The sequence below is a fragment of the Micavibrio aeruginosavorus genome (assembly GCF_051245535.1).
GTDB classification, from domain to species: domain Bacteria; phylum Pseudomonadota; class Alphaproteobacteria; order Micavibrionales; family Micavibrionaceae; genus Micavibrio; species Micavibrio aeruginosavorus_D.
This window is the reverse complement of the sequence record NZ_CP195303.1, coordinates 1,350,565-1,367,214: the sequence shown is the minus strand read 5'-3', so window position 1 is coordinate 1,367,214 and position 16,650 is coordinate 1,350,565. Positions and strand designations below refer to the sequence as shown.

Here is a 16,650-nt window from a genome sequence, read left to right as displayed (position 1 = left end):
AATAAATTGTGCCTCGCGGCAAAAAAATCCGGAAAAAATTGGGGCCGCCCGGTCTCCGGCGGCCCCTGTTTCTGGCGACAAACCTAAAAAGGTTCTGTTTCCAATAGGTTATTATTTCTTGCCATTATTTCTTCAGGGGCATGGCCTCTTCGACCAGAGCGGAGAAATAGCTCATCCCAATCGGGATCAAGTCGTCGTTGAAGTCATAGAACGGGCTGTGCAGGCCGTGGTTATGCGGGCTGTCCTGTTTCGTGGCCTGACCCATAAAGACATAGGCCCCCGGTTTGACCTTCAGGAACGATCCGAAATCTTCCCCGCCCATGCACAGATCGGCTTTGGTGCTGACGTTATCAGCGCCCAGAATTTTGGCGGCGCAGGAGGCGGCGAAATTGGTTTCGGCTTCGGTGTTGATGGTGGCATCGGTGCCGAAAATAAATTCGGTCATTTGCACTTTCGCACCGAATGTTGCGCCAATCCCGGCGCAGATTTCTTCGATCCGCTTGCGGGCGAATTGGCGCATGTCTTCGGTGAAGGATCGAACGGTTCCGGTCAGTTTCGCACTGTCGCCGATCACGTTGAATGCGCCGGTGCCAACGTTCATGTTGGTCACGCTGACCACCAACGGATCAACGGCGGCGGCATTGCGGCTGACGATGGTTTGCAGGGCGGTGACCAGATGCGCGGCGCAGATGGCCGGATCAATCGTTTTTTCCGGCATGGCGGCGTGGCCGCCTTTGCCCGTGATTTCAATGACAAATTCATCGACGTTGGCCATCAACGGGCCAACGCGCGTTTCCATACGGCCCAGCGGCAATCCCGGCCAGTTGTGCAGGCCGTAAACGGAATCGCATTGGAAATCGTTGAACAGGCCGTCTTCGATCATTTTATCCGCACCACGGCCACCTTCTTCCGCCGGTTGGAAGATCAGATGGACCTTGCCGTCAAAGTTTTTGGTTTCTTGCAGATATTTTGCGGTGCCCAGCAGGATGGCGGTGTGACCATCATGGCCGCACCCGTGCATTTTGCCCGGTGTTTTCGACGCCCATGGCTGGCCGGATTTTTCGATGATGTCCAGCGCGTCAATATCCGCGCGCAGGCCGATGGTTTTTCCCGACGTGCTGGATTGGCCTTCGATCGTGGCGACGATACCCGTGGTGGCGTAACCGCGCTTGAACGAAATGCCCCATTCGGTCAATTTTTGCGCAATCATGTTGGACGCAAATTCTTCCTCATACGCGGTTTGCGGATTTTGGTGCAATTCACGGCGCAGGGCGGCGATTTCGTCCTTCATATCGGCGGCGCGGTTCAAAACGGGCATTTGGGGTCTCCATATCTATTGAATGGGACCAATCATAGCCCTTTTGAAACGGTTTTCCAGCCCCAATGGGCGGGTTTCACGGCTGTATGGCCAATAAATCGCGCCGTTTTAACGTTCCGGCGGCCATGGCCTCCAGCCGCTTGCGAGTCAGACCGACATGGTCCAGCGCAGAAAAATCGACCGGAATCAGCGTGCCGGATTTTTTATTGATCAATCCACCCTGATCCATGAAATCAAGCAGGATGCGCGCCTGATTTTTCAGCACGGCGGGGGTGGTGGTAAACCATTCGACGGGCATACCGCGTTCCGATGGGGCCAGCCCTTCATCGCAGAGCGTTTGCAAGGCCTGCGCCCGCGTCTTGTCTTTCACATGTTTCCATTTCAGACCGTTGAAAAATGTGTGCAGGGACCCGCTGTTGGCGACATCAATTTCGGCGATGAAACGTTCGCGCGGGGCGGCGGTCCACCATTCCTTCAACGTCATCGCGGTGATGGCCAGACGCGCGCTGTTAAAACCCGGCAGGCGGGCCAGCGTTGTGCCCACTTCGGTATAACGGTGGCGTTGGGATGGTTTCTGGTTTTTGTCATGCAGGTGATAGGTCGCGGTGACGGTTTGGGCTTCGCCGTTTTCATCACTGAGGAAAACCACGCCGCCACGGGCGAGGGCGTGATCAATCACGGAGGATTCGCGTTGGGCCACAAACCCATTCGGGTCCGATACACCCTTCACCGCCGGGTTGAACATATGCATCAACCGCGGACGATCCGCCGCGCGCGAAAATTCGAGTGTCAGTTTACCCGGTAATGGTGTCATGGCTGATGCCTCCCTGTTTTGACGGGCGGTTATTCCGCGCTTCGTCTTTTATGGCGCTCAGTATAGGGGGATTCGGGGGTGTAAAAAAGCGGCCCGTCGCACACAGGGGCGAAGGGCCGCTTTCGGTATTGATTATGCGAATATTATGGTTGCGGTGCCGGGCCGGCTTTTTGGGGCGCAGCGCGTTTTGGGAACTGCGTTGCAGCCCAGCCGACATTCTGGTTGGCTGCCGGGTCAAGCAGGATGGTGGAGACCGTACCGTTTGCAATGTTTTCCAAAGCGGCCCGTTTCCCGCGCAGCCAGGTCATTTCGCTCAGGTCGATATTTGCGACTTGGCCCGTGGTGCGGTTTGTGATGCTCGGCTTGTCGATTGTTTTCAGCAGCAGGCGCGCTTGTTGCGGCAAGGTCTGGGTGGTGCAACGCAGCCAATCGAGCAGGCCGTCTTCGTGCCGCAGCTCGCTGGCGTCCCACAGATCGTCCTCAGGTTCAAAGAAGTGCCAGCCGATGACTTGGCTCAGGATGCCGCTGGCCGTTGTGTTCTTTTTGTAAATATCGGCGAAGAAGAATTGTGCGGGCGGACGTTTAAACATTTCGTGCATGATCTGGGCGCTGACCATGAACGGGGACAGGTTGAAGCCCTTCAGCGCAATGCGTGTCGCGCCGATTTCTGTCCATGTTGATTTTTTGACAGGCCCTTTGGCGGGTGCGTTCAGATTGTGGCTCAGTGCGATAGACGATGCGCACAGGCTGGCATTGTCTCTGTCGAAAAACAGGATGATGCGGTTGTCTTGTGTGTATTTGTCCAGAACGGCGTGGTCGCGTTCTTCAACAAATTCGTGTTTGAAGGTGTGGTAGAAATCGCGCACGATCTGTTCATCGCCGGGACGGGAAAAGCGGGCGGTCAGACGCAGGGGCGCGGGCGGTGTCTGGGCGCTATTGTTGAAAGAGTCTTTTGTTTCCATAATCGATCCCCGTTGTTTTCTTGTCGGACCGGGATATTTATAGAGTGCTCTTTTTTATCACAACAGATAAACGTGCTGCGATGCGGGATCGCTTGCATCTGACTGATTTGGCGGGGTTTTACGGTGCGTATTTTAGCGCTGTTTTGCGGCCTCGTTGTGGATAGATCGCGCAATGGGATGATCGCGTTTTTACAGAGTCGTCTTTCGCGGGTCGAACGCATCGCGGACGGCCTCACCAATAAAAGTCAAAAGCGATAGCATCAGCGCCAATGTAACAAAGGCGGTCAGGCCCAGCCATGGAGCCTGGATGTTGTTTTTCCCCTGCGCCAGCAATTCGCCCAGCGACGCCGAGCCGGGGGGCAGGCCGAGGCCGAGGAAGTCGAGCGAGGTCAGCGCCGTGATCGACCCGGTCAGGATGAACGGCATCATGGTCATGGTCGCGACCATGGCGTTGGGCAGGACGTGGCGGCGCATGATGGTGCCGTTGGACACGCCAAGCGCGTTGGCCGCGCGCACATAATCAAAATTCCGCGCGCGCAAAAATTCCGCCCGCACCACATCGACCAGCGACACCCATGAAAAGGCGAGCAGGATCAGCAGCAGCGTCCAGAACCCCGGCACAAACATGGCCGAGAAGATGATGAGGATATAAAGGCTGGGCATGCTGGACCAGATTTCAATGATCCGCTGCATGATCAGGTCGAGCCAGCCGCCGTAATACCCCTGCATCGCGCCGGCGAAGACGCCGATGATCGAGCTGGCAATCGTCAGGATCAGGCCGAACAGGACGGAAATGCGGAAGCCGTAAATGACACGGGCGGCAACGTCGCGCCCTTGGTCATCCGTGCCCAGCAGATTGTCGCGCGTCGGGTATGACGGGGCCGGAACGGGCAGGTTGTAATTGATCGTGTCGTAGTGATAGCGAATGGGCGGCCAGATCATCCAGCCGTCTTTCTTTGCGATCAGGTCGGCGACGAAGGCATCGCGGTAATCGGCCTCGGTTTCAAAATCACCGCCGAACGTGGTTTCGGGGTAGGATTTCAAAACGGGCGTGTACAACCCGCCATCATATTTGATCAGCAACGGTTTATCGTTCGCTAAAATCGGCGCGGCCATGGCCAGTATGAACAGGGTCAGGAAGATCCAGAAACTGACATACCCGCGACGGTTGGCGCGGAATTGGTGCAGACGGCGATGGGCCAGAGGGGAGAGGCGAGGGGAGAGTTTCATCACACAGACCTCGCCGAGAAATCGATGCGTGGATCGATTTTCACATAGATAATGTCGCGGATCAGCCCGACCAGCAAACCAATCAGCGAGAAGACATAGAGCGTGCCCAGCACCACCGGATAATCCCGGTTGATGATGGATTCGTACCCGAGCAGGCCAAGGCCATCGAGGCTGAAAATCACTTCGATCAGCAACGCACCGGTAAAGAACAGCCCAAGGAACGCCGCCGGGAACCCGGCAATGACGATCAGCATGGCATTGCGGAACACATGGCCGTACAGGACGCGGTGTTCGGTCAGGCCCTTGGCCCGTGCGGTCAGCACGTATTGCTTGTTAATTTCATCCAGAAAACTGTTTTTGGTCAGCATGGTCAGGCCCGCAAATCCACCAATGACCAATGCCGTAACGGGCAGGGCCATGTGCCAGAAATAATCGAGGATCTGTTTCCACAGCGGCATGGTCGCCCAGCCTTCGGAGACCAGGCCGCGCAGCGGGAAGATGTCGAAATACCGCCCACCCGCAAAGACGATGATCAACAAAATAGCGAACATAAAGGACGGAATGGCATAGCCGATGAAAACCGCGGCCGATGTCCAGACGTCGAATTTTGATCCATCCGTCACCGCCTTGCGAATACCCAGCGGGATGGAGATGAGATAGATCAGCAAGGTGGACCAGATGCCGAGTGAAATTGACACCGGCATTTTTTCCAGCACCAGATCGATCACGGAAATATTGCGGTAGTAACTTTCACCCAGATCAAAGCGCAGATAATTTTTCAGCATGATCCAGAAACGCTCCGGTGCGGGTTTATCAAACCCGTAGAGTTTTTCCAGTTCAGCGACAAATTCGGGGTCGAGGCCTTGGCTACCGCGATACTTGCTGCCCTCACCAACATTCTGCATGGCGTTCATGGCCATATCGGCCCCGCCCGCACCCGTGAAACGATCGGTCGCGCCGCCGCCATGCCCCTGCATCACCGCAATCATCCGCTCCACCGGGCCACCGGGGACGAATTGAATGACGATGAATGAAATCAGCAAGATCCCGAACAAGGTCGGAATCATGAGAAGCAAGCGGCGCAGAATGTAAGACAGCATGGATGATGACATGCCGAAAGATTAGGAAATTGCGGACGTTACGCCAAGGGCGGGGTGCAAAATTTAGTGGATAGCCCCCAGATCAAAATATTCCATAATGTCAATTTTCAGGCATTCCCGCGAAAGCGGGAATCCACGGGGTGGTTGATGAATTGTATGGATTCCCGCTTTCGCGGGAATGCCTGAGTTGGAGAGAGGGCTATGGCTGCCAATCCCGGCCCAGATAGCGCCGCGACAAATGGTTCAGGTAATAGGTGGCGTTCAGCGCTTCACCCGTGGCGGCGGTGAACAATTCGTCTTGGCTCAGCAATGACCCATGGCCATGCACATTGGTGTTCAACCATGTTTTCAAGGTCTGGAATTGGCCCGTGCCGATTTCACCGGGCAAAGACGGGTTGGCTTTTACGGCGGCGGCAAAGAATTGCGCGGCCCCCATGGCCCCCAGCGTATAGGCCGGGAAATATCCGGCGGACAGGCTGGGCCAGTGAACGTCCTGCATGTGACCCTTGGATGCATCCGGCGGGGTCAGGCCGAATGTTTTCTTCATCGCATCATTCCATGCGCCGGGCAGGTCGTTGATGGTCATGTCGCCTTCAATCATCGCGCGTTCGATATTGTAACGCAGGATAATATGGCCGGGGTAGGTCAGTTCATCCGCTGCAACGCGAATGAAGGAGGGTTCGACATGGAAGATGTGCCGGGCCAGATTGTCTGGCGTGAAACCCTTGCGGTATTTACGGGGTAAATGCTGATGCGCCAGCGTGGACAGGTATCCGATAAATTCCGGAATTTTGCAGGCCTGATGTTCCAGAATCATCGACTGGCTTTCATGCACATCCATGCCCATGGTGTGACCCACGGGTTGGTACCGCCATGCGCGCGGCGATCCCTGTTCATACAGGCTGTGGCCCGTTTCGTGCATAATGGTGTACAGCCCGTCCAGAATATGGTCGGGGTTATAGCGTGTGGTCAGGCGGGAATCATCCGGCGTGCCGCCGCTTAACGGGTGCATATCGCCGGTGTAGAACACGCCGCGATCATGGTCGAACCCCAGAACGCGCAAAAGATCCTTGGCAATCGCGTGATGATGTTCCACGGGAATGGTGCCCAGCGGTTTCATTTTCTTTTGCGTCTTCTGGCGGGCCATAGCCTCCGCAATCATCGGGGGCAGCGCGCGTTCCAGCTTGGCAAATTCCATTTCAACGGTGGAGAGTTTCAAACCAGGGCTGAATTTATCCAGCAGGGCTTCATACGCGCTGTTGAACCCCAGGGCGTCTTTTAAAATCAATCCGATTTCGCGCGATGTTTTGAAGGCCTGTTCATAAACGGGTTTCATCGCGGCCCAGTTACCGCTGGCGCGGTGCTGGGTGTGCATATTATTGCCCTCTGTTTCCAGACGCGCAACTTCGCGCACCAATGATTCCGGCAGGGCGGTGGCCGCAATCCACTGGCGGCGCATCAGATAAAGGTTTTTTTGATCGGCGGGGGACAGGGATGCGGCGTTGGATTCGCTTTCATCCAGCCAATCCTTCACCGCCGGATCAACCAGCAACATATGCCCGGCGCTGGCCAAGGCCATCATCTGTTCGGACCGATCGGAATCGCTGCCCGGTTTCATGACCGTCATGCCGTCCATATACAGAATGCCGCCCGCGCCGCCCAGATTGGCAATGGTGCGGAAACGATCTTTCAGTTTTTCATAGGCGCTGAGCGTCATGGACGGTAACCCTGTTTATCTTGCGTTATTGTGGATGAGGGCTAGATTGGCACAGGCGGTTCATGGCTGTCAAAGTCAGGCCGAACGCGAGGAGCGTATTATGGGCAGGTTTTTAATCCTTTTTCTTTTGATTGTTCTGTCTTTTCCAGCAACGGGCCAAGCGGAAGATAAGGTTTCATGGTGGCGACCCAATGCGAGCGTGCGCAATTGGGACATCCTGCTGCAAGATCCGCCACACATTGATACCCTGCCTGCGCGGGATATGCTGATCCTCGATCTGTTTGATACGCCCGTTGAAACGGTGGTGGCGTTACAAAAACAGGGGACGTGGGTTGTTTGTTATATCAATGTTGGGGCATGGGAAAACTGGCGCCCCGATGCCAAAGATTTTCCGACCAAGCTGATCGGCAAGCGGTATCGCGGTTGGCAGGGGGAAAAATGGCTGGATATTCGCAATCGCGGTTTGCGCCCGTTGATCGAGGCGCGGTTGGATCTGTGCCGGGACAAGGGGTTTGACGGCGTTGACCCGGACAATATCAACGGGTTTGAAAATACAACCGGGTTTTCCATCAATGACACCAACCAGATGAACTTTAACCGCTGGCTGGCCCGTGCCGCACACAGCCGGGGACTGGGGATTGGTTTAAAGAACGCGACATCTTTGTCCGCGAATTTAGTCGCGGATTTTGATTGGGTCTTGATGGAACGGTGCGTTCTTGAGGGATGGTGCGCGCAAGCAGAACCGTTTCAAAAGGCCGGAAAAATGGTGTTTGATATTGAATATCCGGAAAACAATATCACGTTGGCCATCGGCATGATGTGCAAACAAAAACCAGAGAATGTGAACGTTATTTTCAAAGATCGCCAACTGACCTCCGTGCTTCACACCTGCCCGTAATTATGGGGCCAGTGTCACAAGGTCAATCCAGGCCGTGTCGGAACCACTGTTGGATGACCCATCCTTGATATAGCTCCATTTGAACGTATGTGTGCCTGCGGTCACGGTATAGCTGCGCGGAGCCCAGGCCGAGTTCCCGGACCAGCTTCCGCGTTGTGTTCCATCAATATAAAAGCGCAGGAAGTCGCAACAGGCCTCCGATGAAACCTTGGAATAAAAGGTGATGGTCATTGGTGCGCTTAATGTCAGGGTCAGATTGAGGTCCGATGTTGAGTTTTGCTGTCCCGCGTTTGATGAGATTGCCGTGTATGTCCCTTCAAAGGCACCAGTCGGAACAACGCCCCATCCACCACCAGCAACAGAGAACCCGGAGAGGGAGTTGTTTTCGAAATCGTACCGGTAGCCATCCAGTGTTGTGACCGTCCAATTGGCGGATACGGTGCCAATCACGACCGGGTTTACGGTGCGTGTGGTTAAGCCATATGAAGAACTGGTTGTGCGGATTTGAATATATTGCCCGTTGGTTATGGTGGACAGGGTTGATCCCCAATTCTGTGCCACGGTGGAACAGCCGCTGTCGGAACACAGACGGTATTCCGGGCTGCCATCCCCGCCGATCAGAACATCGGATGGCGTGTTGATGCCGTAAATCATGACAATATTGGATGGTATCGCCGTGCCCAATGCGGCCCCGGTTACATCCGTGAAATCAAACGCATTGGGTGTGTTGTCGCCGCTGCCGCCACCGCCGGTGCCGCAGAGGGACGCCCATCCATCTGCGCTGCAAACCTCGATGCAATCATCGGCATATCGCATGGCTCCGATATAATCGGCGTCACATGTGGTGCTATCCTCGGCAATCCGCATCAATGTACGGCCTGTCGCGGTGTCCCATTGCAATACGGGTTCCCATTGTGTGCCGTTGCAAACCAGAACATGTCCCTCGCCGGGGGTTTCGGGACCGCCGACCTGGCGTGTCTGGTGCATTTGTCCGGCTGTGCAGGGATCGTGGGGCTGCGTTTCTTGTGCGCGTGCCGTTGCAAGTGGTGCAAGCACCATCAGGCTTAGAAGAAACAATCGTAAAATCATCGAAGATATTCCCGGCCATGGATGTTCAGAGGAACTGACATGCTCTGGTGACCGGGGATCGAAAACCGTAGAATCAGAGACGGTGTGGTGGTCTTTGCGGCAAAGACGTTGGACATACACCACCACTCCCCGGTCGTAGAGCAAACGACGGGCACACCACTGGCCTGCAGTTTAAAACCGAGACCTTTGCGACCGATGTGGGTCGCTGACTCTAAGGGGTTTCGAAGTCCTAGATGGCGTACTCAGCATCCGGGTGAATGCTAGCGCAGGGAAATATTGGGGATCAAGAGGTGTTTTGGACATAATGCCGCAAAACGAAGAAAAAATTATGATTAAGTTTGTATTTTCTCAAGTTATCGTTAATGTTTTGGCGTGTGCGGTGTTCAGGGGCGGAGAAAATTGCCGAAACAATCGCAAAAAAAGGTCGCCAGAGAAGCTCTGGCGACCGGGGATCGAAAACCGTCGAATCAGTAACGGCGTGATGGTCTTTAGGCCGAAGCCGCTGGACATACACCACCACTCCCCGGTCATAAGAGAAAGCCGAGAAGCGCATTCAGTGATATCGCTACAGAGTGCAATATTCACGACGGCCGATGCGGGCCGCTGATTCCAGAAAAGGGGTTCTCGATGCCCCGGACGACACATTTTTGCATCCGACGGAATGCTATAACTGAACGGAGTATTGGATCAACCCGTTGATTATTCATAACATCAATAAAACTGGTATAAAATTACTGTTGCTTTGGATAATCTCAAGTTTTGGGTGACTCAGGGGCGGATATTCCAGCCTTCAAGAATCCATTGCTCACCATCATGGATAAAGACCGAAAGGGCCCCGGTGGCCATCTTCAACCCATGGGCGCGGGCCAGCGAGGCCGGGTCGGGGCAAAGGTGTTGGGCAAAGCGGGCAATGCCGTTGGATGTGACGACCATGACGCATTGGCCCGGACGGGTGCGCACAATGTCGGTGGCAAATGCGGTCCAGCCATCGATGATGGTGTCGGGACTCGGGGACCAGTCGGGCGGCATGATGCCGTTGGTTTCCCAATCCTGTAACGCGGTTTCACCCAGACGCGTGATGACGTGATCTTCGGTTTGATTTTCGTCGGGGCCGTAATCAATTTCATTCAGGAAGGGCAGGGTCGAAGATGGTGCATCAATCCGCGCCGTTTCCAATGCCACCGCACCCGTTCGCATCGTGCGTTGCAGGGTGGATGTAAACAGCGCATCGGGTGTGTAGCCGTGGGCGGCGATATATTGGCCGATGGCGCGCGCTTGATCTTCACCTTTCACGGTCAATGGCAAATCGGTGCGGCATCCCACGCGACGCGGCGCTTCGCCGCTTTCAAACGTGTTGCCATGGCGGGCGATGATCAGTGTTGTGCGGGTCATTGGGCCAGTCCATAGGATTTCAACAAAGCGACGGATTGCGTGCGGTACCATCCCGGGTGGGGCATGCGTAATCCCATATCCAGCAACCGCACCGCATCGGTCATTTTTTTATCATCCAGCATCGTATGTGCCAAGGCAATGCGGGCATTAAAATGCAGCGGGTTTTTTTGCAAGGCGTGGATGTAATGGCCGCGTGCAGCATCGCGCAGGCCAAGGGCCAGCGCCAGATCACCGCGCAAGGCATCAATATCCGCCCAATACGGGTTCCAGTATGTGGCCGCATCCAGCAGGTCGGTTGTTTCGTTGATCAACTGGGTCCGGCTTGTGGGGGCATCATTGGCGTTGATCATCGAAATATTGATCCGGGCCAGTGTGACCTCTGGGTCGATGAAGCTGTCTGGTCCCCAGCGATCGGCGCGGGCCAGATGGATCAGAACATTCCGCGCATCGGCGGGGTCGTCCGATGCCCACGCCCGGCTGGCCGCACGCATTTCAAACAACGCGCCGCCAATGGGAACAACCATGGCGATAAACAGGGTTAAAACGGCCAGTGTCGCAATCAAGAATCCCGTTCGTTTCGGGCCGGGATCATGCGCGATGATCGCATCGCCGCCATGCAGGGCTTGTGCTGTGGCATGATGCCAGACGGCCAGAAGAATGCCGCAGGGAATCAACGCCGCCAGTGTTTGCAGCGGGAATTGCACATGGGATTGGATCGCCACGGCCAGCAAGGCGGTAAAGGGCACCAGAATATCCATCCGCCGATCCGGCGTGGCGACCCGCATGGCGCGGATGGTGCGGACCAGAACGGCACCCAGAATAACGTAAAACAGGATCAGGGCGGGAATGCCGGCCTCCGCCCCCCATTGCAGAGGATCGCAATGCGCCCACGCACCCAGCGACGTATCGGAAATGGACCCGCGATAACCGGGATAAATCAGAAAGAACGTGCCCGGCCCGGTGCCGACGATGGGGTTGTCCATCATCATGCGGATGGACCCGTCATGCATAATCAGCCGGGGCAGCAGGCCGTTTTCATCTGGCCCATTGTGCGCCAGCGTGGCCATGCGGTCGAAGGTTGTTGTTTGTGGCCCCAGCACGAACACCATCACGCCCATGGCCAGAATTATCGTCATCGCCGGGGCGATGGCCCGTTTGATCAATGTGCGGTCCATCAACGCGATAAAGGTAACAGCGGCAACAAGGGCGGCCACCAATCCCCCGCGGCTGCCCGTGGCGATAATGGCGGCGCAGAGCAGCGCGCAGGTGATCAGCCCGGTGATCAATTGCATCCGGTTGATCGCGGTAACGCTGCGCGCCACAGCCAAGGGCAGAGCAAGCGCAAACAGGGTGCAGAGAATATTGGGATCCAGCATGGGCCAATGGGCGCGTGTCGTGACACCAGTGATAAATTGCCACAGCGCGGGCAAAGCCAGCAGCGTGAACAAAGCCAGAAGGCCCGTCATCAAAAACCGGGTCATGTCACCGCGGTCTGGATGCGCGCCGATGATAAAGAATGTCAGGGGCAGGGCGCTGAACGTGCAGAAGGCGATCAGGCTGTGGAACGGCACCGGGCTGAACGCCATCGAGACACCCATCCACCCCCATAGCCCGAGCAGGGATAAAGCGGTGACTGATGCCGGGATCATCATGCGGCCCGCGCGAAACGCGGGTATCGCCGTGGCGGCCCCGGCCAGCAGGATCAGCCCGGTGACAATGGCCAGTCCCGGGTCCTGTAACGCGGTCAGCGGCAAGGCGACGACAGATGCGGCCAACAGGCAAAGGACAGGAAGGATGGCCGCCGCATGGATCATGATTATGCCGCCAGCGGATCGCCAAATTCTTTGAGCATGGCCTCGGCCCGCGTGACATCCTCGGGGGAATCAATGCCCGCTTGCATCATGCCGGATGGTAAATCCACCGCCACGGTCTGCACCGGGATATTATTTTCTAGCAGGCGGAGCTGTTCCAGCCCCTCCAGCTCTTCATACCGCCCGGTGGGCAGGGTGACGAAGCGTTCCAGCACATCGGTGCGGAACCCGTACAGGCCGATATGTTGTTGCACCGGGGACGTGGCATCGGTCCCGCGCATTTTTTCTTCCTTGCGGATGGCGGGGATGATGTTTTTCGAAAACCACAGCGCCTGGCCCTTGGCATCGGTGACGCAGGTGGTGCCGCTGAACGGTGTTGTTTTCTTGTTGTCACGCAAACGGTCCAGATCGTCCCAGCTCAGGCGGACGATTGGGGTGACGACGGAATGGGATGGATTACCCACCCATGTCTTGATGACGGCATGAACGATTGCGGGCGGCGTGAACGGCGCATCACCCTGCAGATTGATGATAAAGTCGGGGCGTTGATCCATCTGGCGCATGGCGGCCAGAACGCGGTCCGACCCCGTCGGGCAATCATCGGATGTCAGGTAGCAAGGCACATCCAGCGTGGCGGCATGGTCGGCAATGCGTTGATCTTCCGTCGCGACGGCAACGGTGACGCCGCGCATATCTTCGCACGCCTTGCGGGCCAGCCGGACCACACGGTCCAGCATGGTGATACCCGCAATCTTGGTCAGCGGTTTACCCGGAAAGCGCGTCGACCCATACCGGGCCGGAATAATAATGGCGATGGATGACATTATTTTGCGTCCTTTGCCCACCACGTATCGGTGACGCCCATGCCATAGGTCGGGGCGACCGCCGGTTTATCAAACTTGTCCCAATAGGCAATGCGCCACGCGCTAAGGTACCAGTTGGGCACCATGTAGTACCCCCATTGCAATGTACGATCCAGCGAAGAAGTCAGTGTGACCAGCTCTTCGCGTGTGCCGGCGCTGACAATTTTTTCGACCAGCGCATCAACAACGGGGTCTTTGATCCCGATATAGTTGCGCGACCCCGGCATGTCGGCACGATCCGAGCCCCAGAATTCGCGTTGTTCATTGCCCGGTGAACTGGATTGTGGGTACAGCATGACCGTCATATCAAAATCGAAATTGTTCATGCGGTTTTGATATTGGGCATCGTCCACCGTGCGGTAGGTGGCCTTGATCCCCAGTTTTTTCAAGTTCTGAATGAACGGTGCGATCCAGCGTTCAAAGGCCGGGTTGTTGTCGACAAATTCAAATTCCAGACGCTGGCCGGTTATGGCACTCACGCGCACGCCGTCCGGACCCATGTGGTAGCTGCCTTTGTTCAGCAATTCATTGGCGCTGGCCAGCAGGCCACGGTTGTTGCCCGATCCATCGGTTTTGGGCGGGTTAAATTCTTCGACCAGAACACCGGGCAGCAATGTGTCCTTGAACGGCTCCAGAATGGCCAGTTCGGCGGCGCTCGGCGCGCCCTTGGCTTCCATGTCCGAGTTGGAGAAATAGCTGCGTGTGCGGGTATAGGCCCCATGCGCGAATTGCTTGTTCGACCATTCAAAATCGAACGCCTTGGTAATGGCCTGACGCACGATGACGTCCTGGAAGATCGGGCGGCGCAGGTTGAAGATAAAGCCTTGTGCCCCTTGCGGCAGGGTGTGGTGAATTTCTTCTTTCTTCACCTGACCGCTTTTCACGACCGGGGATTCATACGCGGTGGCCCATGTCTTGGCGGTGTTTTCCTGACGGAAATCATACTGACCACCCAGAAACGCCTCCAACGCCACGTTGGCATCGCGGTAATATTCGTATGTCAGCTTGTCGAAATTGTATCGGCCAACATTGATGGGCAGGTCCTTGGCCCACCAATCCTGCACGCGGACCAGTTCGATCAATTCGCCCGGTTTGACGGTGCCGTATTTATACGGGCCGCTGCCCAGTGGCGGGGTCAGGCTGCTTTCGCCGAATTTGCGGCCCTCGGCGGTCCAGTAATGTTTCGGCAAAATCGGCAATTGCCCGATGATCAATGGCAATTCACGGTTACCGGCCATGTCGAATGTGAATTTCACGCGCGTGGGAGACAGGGCTTCAACATTTTTCACGTTGTGATAATACGCTTTGTAGAACGGTGCGCCTTCGGTCGTCAGCGTGTTGAAGGACCAGATGACATCATCGGCGGTGATTTGTTTGCCATCATGCCATTTGGCCTGTGGGCGCAGGTTGAAGATGACCCAGCTTCGATCTTCCGGCACTTCGATGGTTTCGGCGATCAGCCCATATTCGGAAAATGGCTCATCCGCCGATTGTTCCAGCAATGTTTCATTGACCAGCGATGATCCCGCACCGGGCGCGCCCTTGATGATATGCGGGTTCAGGCTGTCGAATGTGCCGATCACGTGCTGGCGGAACGTGCCGCCCTTGGGCGCGTTCGGGTTGACGTAGTCCAGATGTTTAAAATCCGCCGCGTATTTCGGCGCGCCGTGCATGGCCATGGCATGAACGGGTTTCACTGCAGCATCTTGCGCCAGCGCCGGGAAAGACAGGAGGGCGAGAACGGCCACGCCGCTTAAAATTTTCAACATTCTTTTCGTCCTTCGTAATGATCGTCATTGCCCGGTTTATCCGGGCAATCCATCGGTCTGTATGGATCCCCCGGACCAGCCGGGGGATGACGGAATTAAAAACTCTGTACCTTTTACGTCTTTATTATCTAACTCACGGCGCGTTTCGGGTTGATCGCGCTTTTGTGGCCGGTGGATCCGTACAAATCCGGTTTGGCGAACAGGAAGCCCTGACCGTAATCAATGCCGAAATCCAAAACCTCGCGCAGTTGGCCAGCATTCTCAACCCGTTCAACGATCAGATCGATTCCGGCGCGGTCCAGTTGGGCTTTCAGCTTGGTGATGCGGGCATTGCCGCCATCTTGTTGTGCTTCACGGATCAACCATGCGGCATCCAGTTTGATGAACCGAATACCCATGGACCGCAGGCGGTTGATGTCGATCCGGCGGCGGCGCACTTGGTCCACCGAGAAACGGCATCCCAGTTGCGACAGACCGGACAGGATTTCGCTGACGCTCTTTGGCGCGTTGTCGATATCGCCGAGCGGCAGTTCAAACACGATGCGGGACGCCAGCGCGCGATATTGGGCCAGGAACGTCACCAGATCGTTCATAAAGCTGGTGTCATGCAACGTGGTGGATGAGATATTGATGATCGAGGGCAGGGCATCGTCATCATCGCGCTGGTCACGCAGAATTTGCAGCGCGCGCAGCAGCAACAGATTGTCGATCGCCGGAACCATCGATTCCTTGTGCGCCAGTTCCATGTAACGCGCGGCGGGAATGTACGACCCGGCGGCGGCGCGCAGGCGGGCATACAGTTCCTGAAAACGGGCTTTGCGCTGCGGCAGGCTGACCACAGGTTGGACGAACACGTCGATATGATCGTTCTGAACCGCGTGGCGGATCAGTTCCATGACGATGGTGTCGCTGAATTTATTGAAATCGGGGTTCAGGGCCGCTTCCAATGCGGATGGCGGCGTAATCATTTTCGGCGGCGGGGCGACCAGCAGTTCCAGAATGCCCATGGCCGGGTCTTCGGCTTGCGCGTTCAAGGCGGCTTGTTCCTGTGGCGACAGGATGCGCGTGCTGGGGCGGCGGCCCAGTTCAGAGAGTTGCGTGATGATTGTTTCAATCATTCTTGCCTCGATCGTGTGGCCGGGGCCGAAATTTTTGCCAATCGCCATCACTTCGTCGGCTGCATCGGCCAGACCTTCTTTCACCACGGCCAGATCGGTGCGGTTGCGCGCAACTTCACGCACCAGACGGTCATGATTGCGGGTCAGGGATTCCAATTGTTCTGTGATGGTGCGTTCCCAATTGCGGCGGCTGAGAATGTCGTACATGACCAGTCCCGACAGGACCAGCATGCCGCCCAGCAATGCGGCGGAACCAATTTCACTGTCCGGGCGGATCATGACAAACGCCACGATCAACGCACCAACAACGGCCACGGCCCCAACAGCAATGCGCATCTGCATCGTGCTGAGCGATTCAATGATGGGGCGGGGCAGGAACGCGACCGAGAAGGGGCGTGTGTTTTTCGGTGTATTGATGTCGGACATATCCAGATCAACATCAACCGGATCCAGATCAACATCAACCGGAGCAACGCGATGGCGCGAAAAAATGGAATTTAAAAAAGACCAAGCGCGTTGTTTTGCCTGTGCCATGTGGCCATGCCCCGTATTGGTAAAGAGATGCGTTG

General features: G+C 56.2%; 13 protein-coding genes. 1 reads left to right on the top strand and 12 read right to left on the bottom strand.

The features are described from left to right. Window positions 1-124: 124 nt before the first annotated feature. The 6 genes from ACSC94_RS06575 to ACSC94_RS06550 form a co-directional block, all read right to left on the bottom strand. Window positions 125-1,318 carry a M20 aminoacylase family protein gene (locus ACSC94_RS06575; RefSeq protein WP_435640049.1) on the bottom strand — a complete coding sequence of 398 codons (1,194 nt, stop codon included), beginning with the start codon at window positions 1,316-1,318 and terminating at the stop codon, window positions 125-127. A gap of 76 nt (window positions 1,319-1,394) precedes the next feature. After that, the gene (locus ACSC94_RS06570; RefSeq protein WP_435640048.1) at window positions 1,395-2,132 is read right to left on the bottom strand and encodes a hypothetical protein; all 738 of its coding nucleotides are present in this window, start codon (window positions 2,130-2,132) and stop codon (window positions 1,395-1,397) included. Window positions 2,133-2,275: 143 nt separating this feature from the next. Further along, window positions 2,276-3,094, bottom strand: coding sequence for a hypothetical protein (locus tag ACSC94_RS06565; RefSeq protein WP_435640047.1), 819 nt, complete (start codon window positions 3,092-3,094; stop codon window positions 2,276-2,278). Between the two features lie 189 nt (window positions 3,095-3,283). Continuing rightward, a complete protein-coding gene (locus ACSC94_RS06560; RefSeq protein ID WP_435640046.1) occupies window positions 3,284-4,324 on the bottom strand; it encodes an ABC transporter permease in 1,041 nt (346 codons plus the stop codon). Then, a complete protein-coding gene (locus ACSC94_RS06555) occupies window positions 4,324-5,424 on the bottom strand; it encodes a microcin C ABC transporter permease YejB (protein WP_435640045.1) in 1,101 nt (366 codons plus the stop codon). The genes ACSC94_RS06560 and ACSC94_RS06555 overlap by 1 nt, the downstream gene beginning before the upstream one ends. Before the next feature lie 199 nt (window positions 5,425-5,623). Then, complete coding sequence (locus tag ACSC94_RS06550) at window positions 5,624-7,141, bottom strand: carboxypeptidase M32 (protein WP_435640044.1); 1,518 nt, start codon at window positions 7,139-7,141, stop codon at window positions 5,624-5,626. Window positions 7,142-7,241: 100 nt separating this feature from the next. Between ACSC94_RS06550 and ACSC94_RS06545 the strand changes: the two genes are divergently transcribed. Next, window positions 7,242-8,039, top strand: a complete 798-nt coding sequence (locus ACSC94_RS06545; RefSeq protein WP_435640043.1) for an endo alpha-1,4 polygalactosaminidase — start codon at window positions 7,242-7,244, stop codon at window positions 8,037-8,039. Here ACSC94_RS06545 and ACSC94_RS06540 read toward each other — a convergent pair whose 3' ends face one another. The 6 genes from ACSC94_RS06540 to ACSC94_RS06515 all read right to left on the bottom strand — a co-directional run bounded on the left by ACSC94_RS06540 (window position 8,040) and on the right by ACSC94_RS06515 (window position 16,615). Then, window positions 8,040-9,026, bottom strand: coding sequence for a hypothetical protein (locus ACSC94_RS06540; RefSeq protein WP_435640042.1), 987 nt, complete (start codon window positions 9,024-9,026; stop codon window positions 8,040-8,042). It abuts the gene before it with no gap. 870 nt (window positions 9,027-9,896) lie between these two features. Further along, window positions 9,897-10,520: a histidine phosphatase family protein gene (locus ACSC94_RS06535; RefSeq protein WP_435640041.1), complete on the bottom strand. Its 624-nt coding sequence runs from the start codon at window positions 10,518-10,520 to the stop codon at window positions 9,897-9,899. Next, entirely contained in the window at window positions 10,517-12,334 is a 1,818-nt protein-coding gene (locus tag ACSC94_RS06530) for an O-antigen ligase family protein (RefSeq protein WP_435640040.1), read from the bottom strand. The genes ACSC94_RS06535 and ACSC94_RS06530 overlap by 4 nt, the downstream gene beginning before the upstream one ends. 2 nt (window positions 12,335-12,336) lie before the next feature. Beyond that, the gene (locus ACSC94_RS06525; RefSeq protein ID WP_435640039.1) at window positions 12,337-13,155 is read right to left on the bottom strand and encodes a 3-deoxy-manno-octulosonate cytidylyltransferase; all 819 of its coding nucleotides are present in this window, start codon (window positions 13,153-13,155) and stop codon (window positions 12,337-12,339) included. Beyond that, the gene (locus ACSC94_RS06520) at window positions 13,155-14,963 is read right to left on the bottom strand and encodes an extracellular solute-binding protein (protein ID WP_435640038.1); all 1,809 of its coding nucleotides are present in this window, start codon (window positions 14,961-14,963) and stop codon (window positions 13,155-13,157) included. The genes ACSC94_RS06525 and ACSC94_RS06520 overlap by 1 nt, the downstream gene beginning before the upstream one ends. Window positions 14,964-15,091: 128 nt before the next feature. After that, the gene (locus ACSC94_RS06515) at window positions 15,092-16,615 is read right to left on the bottom strand and encodes an EAL domain-containing protein (protein ID WP_435640037.1); all 1,524 of its coding nucleotides are present in this window, start codon (window positions 16,613-16,615) and stop codon (window positions 15,092-15,094) included. Window positions 16,616-16,650: the final 35 nt, after the last annotated feature.